The following is a 12,077-nucleotide window of genomic DNA, read 5'->3' as shown; positions in this document are numbered from 1 at the left end:
AGTTCGAGTGATTTTCTGTTTTTAAAACGGTAGTTTTAGAAACAGAAAATTGTATCGAGAACCCTTAGAAGGATATTTTTTTATAATTGCTTCTCGATACAATTTTACTCCACTGCATTCCATAAAATCACTCGAAGTGACGTTCTAAGGATAATTTCCCATAATCAACATACGTCAGTTCGAGTGATTTTCTACTTCAAAAACGCCAGTTTTTGAAGTAGAAAATAGTATCGAGAACGCCCAGAAGGATATTTTAAACATAGCTTCACAATACAATTCAAATACGCTAGTTTTTGAAACAGAAAATACACCCGAGGCAAAGCCGAATGGAGCGAAGCTAATCGAGAACCTTTAGAAGGAAAATCTTCTCGATACAATTTTACTCCATTGTATTAGCAGTTTCATCAAAGAACTGTTCTAGCATAAAGTGGGAGACTTTTCGTAGCTTGGAGAATAATAAAGGGGAAATGGTAGCAGTGGAGTTTAGACCTAACAGGTTTTGGAGACCTGACAGGTCTTAGTTATTTGGATGCATTAAAAATACATCTTTACTGAAATATCATCCCTGACTGGATTAGTTGTTTGGGAGTTTAGAATAATTACAACGCGAAGTGATTCACGCAGTAGCGGAGGAGAGTTTTGGACGATGAGTTATTTAACCTTTAATTGAAATAGCTCAAAACTTTATATTCAATATTGGTATTGGTTGTATTGATTACTTCAAGTCTCAAACCACGAAATCCAATAACTCTACTTTCTGCTAAATCATATTGTAATTCTTGTGTAAAGGCAGGTTTAATATAGTCTTTGGTATATTCTCGATAAATGAACTTAAGCGCTGTCCCAACACGACCATTATAAATTAACTCTTGTTTGATATATTCTCTTTCAGGATCGGGTTTAGAGGTGTTTGTGTATTCTATGATATCTTTATTGAAACTAAAGGTTATGCCGTTTCCGTTATTAGTATAAACTATTGGGTTTCCACCGGCTTTTGGAATAGCAAGTCCAAACGTATTGTCGTTTTCATTTCTATATAGATTATATTTACTGGTGTTGGAATTGTGGTAAAAAATATCACCTTCTTTAATTTCTGTAATTATATAGCCAGGTTTTGGTTTTCTGCCTTTGGTAACTTTTATGGCTTTGTATTTATGTCCTATTTCTTTTAAAACTAGCTCTTCTCCAATTTCAGAATTTATTATTGTGTTAAGTTCTGGATTATTGGATCTTTTACTTTCTGGTAGTACAGAAACCGATTGTACACCACAAGAAATAAATAAAAAGGAAATTAAAAAAAGTGTTATTATTTTAATTTGCATAGTACTGTTTTTAGTAGTTGATATTTTAAATTATTGTAAACGGATAGATCTGTAAAAGAATTTTAAAATTAAATAATAATTTACTCATTAAGCTTCATTAACCTGAATAATTATTTCAGCTATACTATTAATTTCTTCGTATGAAAATATAGGTTTAAAATAATTTACATATCCAATAAGCTCATTGACTGTCAAAATTTTTACATATTGAAATTCCTCTTTAGGTTTTGAGTTGGTAAATACAATAACATTTTTAATGGGTATTTTTTTATCACCCCAATGATGTCTGTCTAAAAGGTTACGCTTCCTTTTTACTTTATTATTTAGTATTTGAAAAAAGGCATAACTGTTTCTTTTAATTTGTTCTACAGGTGAACGCAGGTTTACATTTTCTAATGATTTTTCACTCCAATTCTTCGTTTCAATTAAAAATATTCCTGGCGGACCTATTAGTATGTGGTCAATTTGAATGGATTTTATGTATTCATCTTCTTGGCTATTGTAGATGGCAGTGTAAAATGATACATCAAAATCATTGATTAAAAAGTAGTCATCGGATAATGCTTCTAGTGTTTTAACTACTTTTTGTTCTCCTAATGCTCCGTAGATATAACTTTTCTTTTCCTCTATTATTGTTTTTTTTCTATCGAGTTCTGAAATAGAGTGGAAGGCGCTCTTGGTTACGGCATCATCAAAACGAGTAGATAAATAGTCAAAACGATGACTTTTTAAATTGTATTCTTCAAGAAGTGGACTAATTGCCATTTTTACATTGGTCTCAAAGTTTTGTTCTAGGTTTTTGATTTGTATTTTATAGTTCCAATTTCTAAAAGCAATTTTTAATTTATGAAATAGGTTTGTTGAAGCATTTTGGCTTGAATTGTAGAGTTGTCCTTTTAGTATTTCAATTTCTTCCGTTAGTTTTTGAATTGTTTCTTGTTTTAATGTTTCTGCGGCAGTCTGTAAAACAGGCAAATCAATATTTAGTTGGTTTTTTTCATGCTCTATTTGACTTTCGTGAAACGCAAGCTGTTCTTGCCTTAGTGTTTGATATGAATTTTGAAAAGTAATAACATCTTTTATTGACTTAAAATCATGGATATTGTTTTTCTCTAAATGTATTTTTAAAGACTTTAACGAACCAATCTTATTATAAGTTCTACACATACAAAGAAGTTTTATTTTACTATTTGGTAGTAATAAATAATATAAATCTTTTCTTGTTTGGTTAAATCAAACATTGTAAAGTAAACAAAAAAACTAAACGCATCAAAACACAGTCTCAACTATCTAATACTATTTTTTAGTAGCATCAATAATTGGTTTTAAAACTTTAAACACTTCATTCAAACCATTAAAAAAGCTAGGGTAAAAATCATCATCTTTAGTAGACCATAAACCATGTTCTTTCAATTCATACAAATAGATGGATGATTTGTGATAAGTCCAATACATTCTAAAACAATCAATCGCTCTATAGTCTTTATCATATTTTTTTGTAGATAATGTCTCGAATAGTTTTAGCAATCTACTTTCATTAAAGTTTAAATCAATAACAGCTCTATTTCCTTCAAAAGTTAAATCAACATGGTCAAGAAAATTTTCACACTTGCTATACCAAACTTCACCCGATTGAAAAGGAGTAAACCTCTTGTTTTTGGAAAACTTATTATAGGTTTGACATTTCTCAAGTATAAAATCATAATTAGTCTTAATGATATCCATTTCAAAACCAATAGTTTTTGTTTCCCTGCTTTCTTTTTCAAATTCCGAACTAGTAATAATACTCTTTATTTCAGCTATCGCATCTTGAAATAGACTTTCATCATCTTGACCATTTTTGAAATCATTCCAACCATTAGATTCTGTATCAGTCCGTCTAAACAGAACACCCATTTCTCTGTTATTTCTTTGAGAGTAATCATAGAGATTCATCGAGCAAATTATCAAATATTTTTCATTGTAATAACATTTACAATGCAAGTTAGGATGATGAAGTAAATTAAGATTATCAATACTCTTCAACTTGTCTTTTTCAAACTCTTTTACTTCCTTTTTTTATAAATAAGTGTTGTTTCAACACCTCTTTCGTCAGCAGCTTTCAATAGTTCGATGAAAGTAGCATTTGTTTGAATATACGGACTAATAATCACTAGCTCTTTTTCTGCCGTTTCAATTATTTTACTGATATAGTCTTTTATTTTTTTGGTATTTAAAAACTCTGCCATAAACTATTTTAAATTTTTAATAAATGGACTAAAAGCTTTTTCAAATTTTGGTAGTTTAGTTACTAAAAAGCTATTCATTACTTCCCAATCTGAAATATTAAATATATTCACTCCTTGCATTTCTATTTTGATCCTACTCATCTTGTTATCCGGTAGTTCTTCCCAAACAATTTCATCTCCAAAAGAGTTTTCAATATTTTCTTTATTATACAATAGTTTTTTGAAATACATTTTATTTATTTCCTTACTAGATGTTAGTATAGTAAGTTCAATTCTAACATAAGTTTTCGAAATTACAAAGGTGTATGTAACACCAGCAGTTCCAGCACCACTGCTCAACCAATGGTCTTTGGTTGGATTTACATTAGAAAATAAATCGGTATCTTTTACAAGAGGTAATAATTGTTGCCAATATTTTTTTCTGATACTAAATCGACTTGGTTCAGATTTATTATCTGTGTCTGATGAATATTTCACGTATAATTCATCTTCTAATTGAAATAAGATTAGTAATCTTTTCAAACAAGCAAATTTAGTATTACTATCAATATTAAATTCAACATACCAGCCATTAGATATTTCTTGAGGTGACCTAAAGTCATTAGGGTTTTTAGTAATTTTAAATGTAGATTGATTACTCACTAATAACTGTGAATTTTTTTCATACAAATTTCTAAGGATATTACAGTACATCTGAGCAATTGTATTTTCTTCAACTTTTGTGTTTTCAAAAATGTAATACTCTAACTTTTTATTTTTTGGACTATCAATATCAAAGAGATTTTGTTCTTCTAGTTCCTCATTTTCAGCAATCACGATGTTAGGGTATTCCCATATTTTTATAAATCTTTCATAAATAATTTTTAGCCGTTCTTCATAATTTTTGACATTCCAACGGTCCAATGATTTTAAATAAGAGTTTAACCATAGTCTACTATAATTATATCCTTCTTCTTTACCATCGTTGTTCATTTCTTTTTTTGCTAAAAATGATTTATTACCTAAAGCACCATTATTTCCAGATAAAGTCAAGTTTCCAATAGTATTCAAATATTTTTCCTTGAATAAAAAATATTCTTCTGCCGATAAGTCATCACTCCAATCATCATTCGGATTTCTCGGGAAAATATGCTCTATTGTAATCTGTTCGTTATTAGTATTTACAAACTCTCTATTATTGAAGTTTTCTAGTAATTCAAATAGATAATTTCTATTTTTAGGTTGAGTATTATATAAGTCTTTATCATTCAAAGCGGTTTTTAAATCCTCATTGGTTGGAAACTTTGCACTACCTCTTTTTTTCAATAAAACTTTAGCAATTGAGTCATAATATTCTTCTGTATCAACTTCAGCATATAAACTCATGAATATTTTATTCAATGCGTTAGTAGGTAAACCTAAAATGAATCTTCTCCAAGCATAGCTTTGTATAAGTTTCAGTATTTTAATTAACTCTTCATTACTCAACAATCCATTTTCGGCATCCTCAAATACTTGAAGTAAGAAAGGGTAGGCTACATTAATTTCTAGTCGATTAATATATTCTAACTCTTTTCTTATACTTGGATTATCAACTACAATTGGATTAACCAATTTTTTATAATGTACTGATAATGATTTTATGTTTTCTAACTCTTGATGATAAGCATCTTCTTTTTTGTTACTATAAAGACTTTTAAACTCAGCATAAACATTGTTTTTGTTCGGTATTTTTTTGTTTCGAAGCGTCAAATAATCTCTTATGAAATCAGAAACTAAAGAACTTTGCTTTACTATGTCTTTGGCATTTTCTTCAATTGGATTCCAAATGGTTTCAAAGATTCTATTTTGGTCTCTTGGAGGTAAGTCCATCAAGATAAAGTTACGTATCAAGTCTGATTGGGATAAATCTAAGCCGGTTGAGTTTAAACTTTCAAAAATACGTTGTGGATCATCTTTATCTCTTTCCAACGAAATTTCTACAAATATCAGTCTATTTAATCCCTTTAAAATAGTTTCAAAATTATTCTCATCAATGTAACTTCTAAAATAATTATAATTTTCTGTTACGTTAGAAAAGCTAACAAAACCTTTCTCAGTACCTAGCATAATTGCCTTAAATGCTAATGAATTGTTATCGGTTTGTTTTAATTTCAATTTACTAGATTCGTTTTGTACATATTGGTTGGTTAGAAACATATTATACAACCGTTCTGCATCATTTGGTCTATTATTCTCCTTTGCAAAACGATATAAGGCTACATAAAGAATATTTATTGTTGTTAGTCTTTGTTGACCATCAATAATAACTAACTCTTTTACCTCGCTTGTGCTATAAGTTCCTTCATGCACAAATACTATGCTTCCAATAAAATGAGTGCCTCTTTTTTCGGTTTCAACGGAGATAATGTCGTTTAATAATTCTTTACACTCAACTATTTTCCAATCATAATTCCTTTGATATACCGGAATAACAAATTGCACATTGGGAGATTGTAGAAAGTTATTTATTTGTAGTTCGTTAGCTTTCATAATTTGTTAATGCGTTTTAAAACTATTCCATTTTGTTTTTAATCGTCCAGCTATATACACTTCCATAAAATATAAATCGTAGTCATTTATTTCTGGGATAACAATAAGTCTATAATTTTTAATTTTTTGTTGCTGTGCTTTTAATAACTCTTTGTCTAAATCTATTCTTTTTCCAGTATGTTGTGAAAAATGTTTTGCTTTTAAATAAGAGAAGCTAGTTTCATTATGTTTCTTACCCCAAGTGTGTTGATATAATCTTCTGAAAACTGTTCTTGAAATACCAACATAAATTGGCTCTACATTACCATTGTCTTTTAATTCTCCAAATACATATAAACCTTTTACCTCATCTTCTTTTTTACGCTTATTGTTTAATTTGTTATTACAAACCACTTGCAATTTTTGAATAAAATCTTTTTGTTTATGACCTTTGTCCGAATGATATAAATCTTTTACTATTAGACACTCTGGGCTTGAAAAACGTTCTTGAATTTTGAGTATAATAGTTTCACATTTTTGAATTAATAGCTTAATATCTTCTGGAAATGGTTCTTGGTTGTAGTTCATACTATGTGTTTAAAAAATCTTTCAACTCTTTTATTTTTACAATTGCATCTTTTAGCTCCGTTGTATAAAGTGGGTTTTCTCCTGCGTGTGAAGCAGCATTCATTATTCTGTCTAGTATTTCTTTGGTATTTATTAAAAGAGTTTCTTTCTTATGACTAACGGAATTTAATTCTATCAATAAATCAAATATTCTAGTTTTTGTATTTGTTAAAGCTGTTTTTTCTCCTTCTGATAGAGAACCATCAATTAGATAATCTTCTTTTATTTTCTTTAATTTTTCAAGCTCAATTGAAGATAAAAAATTAGTCTTAAATTTATTGAAACGATTATTATTTATTTCATTAATTGCCTTATTTAGCATTGTACCTAAACTTTCAAAATCTGACTTAAGATTTTTCATATTTGGGTCTAAATATTGAGTTAAAACTTGTTCAGCAGCTTTTCTTAATTCATTACCACAATTCTCTAATTCTGCATCTTCAAAATATTTTTCTGCTTTTTGTAAGTGTGTCAAATCATTACTAATTTTTGGTGCTTCGTTTTTACTTTCGTCTTTTATGAATTTATAATATACCCAATCATTATCATCTGTATGGCGTTGTATTAAATTGAAAAATCCTTTATCGTGAGTGAGTATTATTTTTTGGAAATTATCAAAAAAACTTAATTCAGCTTTATTGTCAACATTTAAAATTAAACGCATTACATCCATACGATTACTCATATCGAGGCTGATAAGCATATCATCTAAAACCAAAATTTTAAATAGACTTTCTAGTCTTGTTTGTGTAGCTCCAATTCTTATAGCAATTGCAACCCTAGTTAGCAATGCTTCATTTAAAAATGAGTGTGGTCTATGAATTGTTTTCCAATCAGTGCTATTTTCTTCTTTAAGTTTAATTGATAACTTAATTTGGAGTTCTTCTCTTCGCTTGTAAGCCATATCTTCTCTCCAGAGCCTTTGTCTAACTTTATTAAAGTTGAATTTTTTTGTATATTTTAAATCTACTTTTATAACATCTTTATTTTCAAAAAACTCTTCCTTTAGAAATTTATTAGCATTTCTTTCAATTTCTTCAAGTAATGCCTCGATCTTTCCATTTAAAACTACCAATTCCTCTTCATATCTTATTTTTCTTCCTCGTGAGGCTACATTCCCTCTTGGTGTTCTAGGTACATCATTTGTTAAACTTTTAATGATATCTTCTAACCAGTTTTGTGTTCCTACCGTCAAAAAAGGAAAGATGTCACGCTCAAATACTGGCCAAAGATTAATTTCTTGTTTGTGAGATGTATTATAAAAATTATGAAGTAGCTTGTAATTAATGAAATCACTCGCCAAATTTAATTCTTGTACTCTGGTATCTGTATTGTTATTTGTATTAATGTTATTATGAGAAATTTGAAAGGATCTTGATATATTATGTTCGTCTTTAAAAGTAATATCAATATAACTATCCGCATTATCAGGCATAAAAACATTTTTTAAACTTTGATGTGTTTGTTTATTTAGTTCATCAAAGGTTTCAAAATATTTTTTTACTTCATCATCGCTTTTAATACTACTTTGCAAAAAAGTATAAAGTGCCCAAAATAAAGATGATTTTCCAGAACCATTAGTACCATATACTAAAACATTCTTACCCTTTATGTCAAAAACTTGTTCTTCCTGAAAAGCTTTAAAGTTTTTTATTTTGATGGTTTCGATAAACTGCTTCATTATTTACTTTCTAGTATTGGTTTTAAAATATCTGGACTACGAACAGCAAATAACTTAATGCGGTTTCTTACTTCATTATCAGAACTTGTCCATCGTTTTTCTAATTGCTCTATACTATTTTGCTTTTCTGTATCAGATAATTTTTCAAAGTTTTTTTCGCCAAGTACCGTTTTTATATCTTCTATAACAAAACTATGTATATCAATATTTTTTTCCTTCATATGTTCTGTGAAATATAATTCAAACACTAATCCATTAATAATTTCTTTGTAATAGGATATTTTACTTTGTATGTCATAAGTTAAAAGTTTAACTAAAAACATAATATTGGCTTCTATATTTGGATTTCTTTTTATTGGAATTTCTTCAATTGGAGCTTTTTTAATTTTTGGAAATGTTTCTTTATTGTCAAAATTCGTATTCAGCCAATAATATTTTATGACACTTGAATTTATTAATCCTAATATAAACTCTAATTCTAACACTTCATTTATTTTATATATATTATAAATTGTATTGAGTGTAAAAACGTTTTCAGGACAAATAGCTCCTTCAGGATATTTTCCAATCTGACGGATAACAATTCTTTTTTTGCTGTATATACTTGCATTGCCACCACTTTTAATGGCATCTGATGTGAATTTAACAAACTCAATAGTATCTTTTATGAAATAAGGAAAGACATTTCCGCCATCAATTACAGGAAGCCATTCTTCACTTTCTTTTAATTTAGATACATATGAGCTTCTATCATAAGTTTGAATGCCAAAATAAGCTCTAGCATAATTTTTTAATTCTATTGAGTTATTTAAAATTAAATTTATAATTAACTCCTTACTATCGTCTATATCTAAATTAAAAGTATAGTTTGGAGCAATTATTTTTGATTGGTCAAATAATCTTTGTGGAGTTGTAATATCATTTATTGTTGTTTGAATTTCATAGACTTTAGAATTTACTTTTCGAGAATTTTTAGAAAATACAAAGACTAAATTATCTACAGAAACACTTTCAAATACTTGAGCATAAAAAAGAATAACAGAATTTATATTACAATTGTCATATATATATTTTCTTAATTTACTATTGTACTTATTCTTAATAAATGTATTTGGAGTTATATACGATATTATACCATTATTATTTGATAAATCAATGGCTTTTTGGATAAATAGATGGTATAAATCTGCTTTATATTGAGCAACTTCATAAGAATTGTATATGTTGATTAATGCTTTACTAATCTTTGGAATGTTTTGAATTAATATATAAGGTGGATTACCAATTACAATATCAAACCCATTTTCAAACCCAAACATCCATTCACTATCAAAAAAATCAGAAGAAGTGTTTTGATTGTATGGATCCCAATTTGCTACTTGGTTAGCACTAATTGTATTCCAGCCGTCATCTATCAATAAATCTCTGATTTCATTTCGCAGTTCTTTATCTCTTGTTCTCCATTTTTCTTTGGTTTTTGGTGTTTTTGCAGAGAAATGATGATGGCGAACAATTGTAAGTTGATCTTCAAGTTCTTTAATGTAAGGATTGCGTAACATTAATTGCTTTGGTTTGTCCAAACCAATTAATGTATTGGCTGCTACAAACTTGGTTTCAAGATTGGGCAAGGGTCTTATGCCTCTGTTTTTGGTAATGTCTTGTGTAGGTTTTTGGTCAACTACTAACGATATAAAGAAACGAAGTTTAGAGATTTGTACTGCAACAGGTTGTATATCTACTCCATAAATACAATTTTCTATTAAGAATAATTTTCTGGCATAATCTGGGTCATTAATTCCTTCGTCAAAGGCATCATTTATTTCAATTAAGCGTGCTTCACGTTCTTCTTTTTCGCCAACTTCAAAAGCTTTTTGAGTTTCTTCTATAGCTTTTTGTTTTTGCAACTCTTTCCAATGTATATTATCAGGATCTAACTTTTGCAAGACGTGAACCATTTTATGCAAAACTCCCATAGGATAAGCTCCCGAACCACAAGCTGGGTCAAGAATTTTACATTTATCTAATGCTACAATGATGCCTTTTTTTACTCTATCGTCATTAAATGGTTGTATGGTTTCATAAGAAAACAATTGATGTAATTGTAATTCTAGGGTTTCTTCGTTTTCCTTAAAAGGGTTTTCTTCAATCTTTGTTTCTAAAGACAATTGTCCTTTTTTGGCTGCGTTACCAAATAAATTGGTTTGCGATTTCCCAAAATCTACATAACCAGGAACTTCTTTGAGTAATTCATTTTTTAGATAGGCTATAAGACTTTCGTCAACCATATAATTAACTATCTCACGAGGTGTATAGAATGAACCTGTTTGTTTTCGAGCAGTAGTTTTAGTTTCGGGATTGTAACTTGCTAATAGGTTTTCAAAAACTTTTCCTAACAACTCTGGGTCAAGTGCAACATCTTCTTCAACAGGAGTGTTTTCTGTAACAGTAAATACGTAATCGTTAAGCAAATTGATTAATCCTTTGACAGGTGCTTTTTCGTATTTTTTGCCTGTTTGTCCGTAATCTTCAGTTAAGTTTTCAAATTGTTCTTCACTAAAGAATAACTCGTTAGGGAAAATCATAATGCAATCTTTTCTTTCTGAAAATCCATCCATTTTATCAAGTCCTTTGTCTAAACACTCAAATAAACCACCATTCAAGAATGGAACATTTTTGAATAATTGTAAAGCTATATTTTCATCATTGAATATTTTTTTGTAACGGAAAAGATTAGTTATCGTTACATTTTGACCTTCTTTACGAAATCCACGATTACCCATTTCTTGGTTGAGTGTTGCAAAGAATAGATTTTGTAATATTGCTTTGTAATAATTACTACTGTCTTTATCGCCAAAATCGATATTATTTTTTAGAAACGACTGGTCAAATAATTCAGTTGGTACAAGGTTTTTTTCTTTGATAAACCAAGTAAACATTAATCGGGTAATTAATCGAATTATATTTTGTGCTCTATGTGCTTTTAATCTTTCAAAATAATCAGAATAGTTTTCATCAGTTTCTTGAATTGGTTCATTTGGGAAAGTAACTTTTTTGATTGCCCAAAAATACCAGTTAACTAATTCTTCGTAAAATGCTTTATTTAATACCGAAACATTTAGCACTTCTTGCCAATGTTTGTATAAACCTTCAAAAGTTTCAATAATCTTACTTCCGCTTTTCTTTATTTCTAAATTACGCAGAATTCTTTCGTGTCCAGAATGAGGCTTATCTATAAAGACATCACGAAGTATGGTTACTTTACCAACCTTTTCACCCTCTCGCCATTGTTGTTTAAATTGTATCCTTTCGCTGTTAGCAAATGCAATATGATTACCATACTTAAAAACAATGGTAATTGGTGTATGTTTGAAAGTTCTACTAAAAGCACGGGTAATATCGGCTAATTGTGCTCTTGTTGGTAGTAAGTTATTTTCTCTTGGATGTAAAGTAATTCCGAAAAGCAAAATACCATCATAATCGGCTTTAAGTGATTTTACGTCAGTAAGATTATTGAAAGTTTCGTTTTGCTCAAAAATAGCATCATCAACAATACCATAAACATAAACACCATTATCTTGAATATATTTGTTTACTTCACTTTCTCCAATAATGTCAATTGCATTTGCAGGATCTGTTGTGATTTCATTTACCGGTACATTCAATTTTTTAAAAAATGATTGTATTGCTTCTATAAATGGTTTGTCTTTAAAATCTTGTAGTAAGTTCATA

General features: G+C 28.9%; 8 protein-coding genes. All 8 read right to left on the bottom strand.

What is annotated here, in order from left to right; translation table 11 throughout:
• Positions 1-662: 662 nt before the first annotated feature.
• Positions 663-1,322 carry a hypothetical protein gene (locus BC748_RS13540; protein ID WP_133534033.1) on the bottom strand — a complete coding sequence of 220 codons (660 nt, stop codon included), beginning with the start codon at positions 1,320-1,322 and terminating at the stop codon, positions 663-665.
• 87 nt (positions 1,323-1,409) lie between these two features.
• Positions 1,410-2,489 (bottom strand): nuclease-related domain-containing protein, encoded by a 1,080-nt coding sequence (locus tag BC748_RS13535; protein ID WP_133534032.1) that lies wholly within the window; start codon positions 2,487-2,489, stop codon positions 1,410-1,412.
• A 129-nt stretch (positions 2,490-2,618) separates the two neighbouring features.
• Complete coding sequence (locus BC748_RS13530) at positions 2,619-3,218, bottom strand: hypothetical protein (RefSeq protein WP_162846478.1); 600 nt, start codon at positions 3,216-3,218, stop codon at positions 2,619-2,621.
• Between the two features lie 149 nt (positions 3,219-3,367).
• Positions 3,368-3,550, bottom strand: a complete 183-nt coding sequence (locus BC748_RS13525) for a hypothetical protein (protein WP_133534030.1) — start codon at positions 3,548-3,550, stop codon at positions 3,368-3,370.
• 3 nt (positions 3,551-3,553) lie between these two features.
• Entirely contained in the window at positions 3,554-6,061 is a 2,508-nt protein-coding gene (locus BC748_RS13520; protein WP_133534029.1) for a DUF4268 domain-containing protein, read from the bottom strand.
• A gap of 6 nt (positions 6,062-6,067) precedes the next feature.
• Positions 6,068-6,628, bottom strand: coding sequence for a hypothetical protein (locus tag BC748_RS13515; RefSeq protein ID WP_133534028.1), 561 nt, complete (start codon positions 6,626-6,628; stop codon positions 6,068-6,070).
• Position 6,629: 1 nt separating this feature from the next.
• On the bottom strand, positions 6,630-8,348 hold the full coding sequence (locus BC748_RS13510) for an AAA family ATPase (RefSeq protein ID WP_133534027.1): 1,719 nt from the start codon (positions 8,346-8,348) through the stop codon (positions 6,630-6,632).
• Positions 8,348-12,076 (bottom strand): Eco57I restriction-modification methylase domain-containing protein, encoded by a 3,729-nt coding sequence (locus BC748_RS13505; protein ID WP_133534026.1) that lies wholly within the window; start codon positions 12,074-12,076, stop codon positions 8,348-8,350. Before BC748_RS13505 ends, BC748_RS13510 begins: the two co-directional genes overlap by 1 nt.
• Position 12,077: the final 1 nt, after the last annotated feature.

It is taken from the genome of Flavobacterium dankookense (genome assembly GCF_004362665.1).
GTDB classification, from domain to species: domain Bacteria; phylum Bacteroidota; class Bacteroidia; order Flavobacteriales; family Flavobacteriaceae; genus Flavobacterium; species Flavobacterium dankookense.
This window is presented reverse-complemented; position numbering and strand designations above follow the sequence as displayed.

Coding starts and splice junctions, on each gene's coding strand:
- BC748_RS13540 (WP_133534033.1), bottom strand. CDS start 1,322: ATGCAAATTAAAATAATAACACTTTTTTTAATTTCCTTTTTATTTATT.
- BC748_RS13535 (WP_133534032.1), bottom strand. CDS start 2,489: ATGTGTAGAACTTATAATAAGATTGGTTCGTTAAAGTCTTTAAAAATA.
- BC748_RS13530 (WP_162846478.1), bottom strand. CDS start 3,218: ATGGGTGTTCTGTTTAGACGGACTGATACAGAATCTAATGGTTGGAAT.
- BC748_RS13525 (WP_133534030.1), bottom strand. CDS start 3,550: ATGGCAGAGTTTTTAAATACCAAAAAAATAAAAGACTATATCAGTAAA.
- BC748_RS13520 (WP_133534029.1), bottom strand. CDS start 6,061: ATGAAAGCTAACGAACTACAAATAAATAACTTTCTACAATCTCCCAAT.
- BC748_RS13515 (WP_133534028.1), bottom strand. CDS start 6,628: ATGAACTACAACCAAGAACCATTTCCAGAAGATATTAAGCTATTAATT.
- BC748_RS13510 (WP_133534027.1), bottom strand. CDS start 8,348: ATGAAGCAGTTTATCGAAACCATCAAAATAAAAAACTTTAAAGCTTTT.
- BC748_RS13505 (WP_133534026.1), bottom strand. CDS start 12,076: ATGAACTTACTACAAGATTTTAAAGACAAACCATTTATAGAAGCAATA.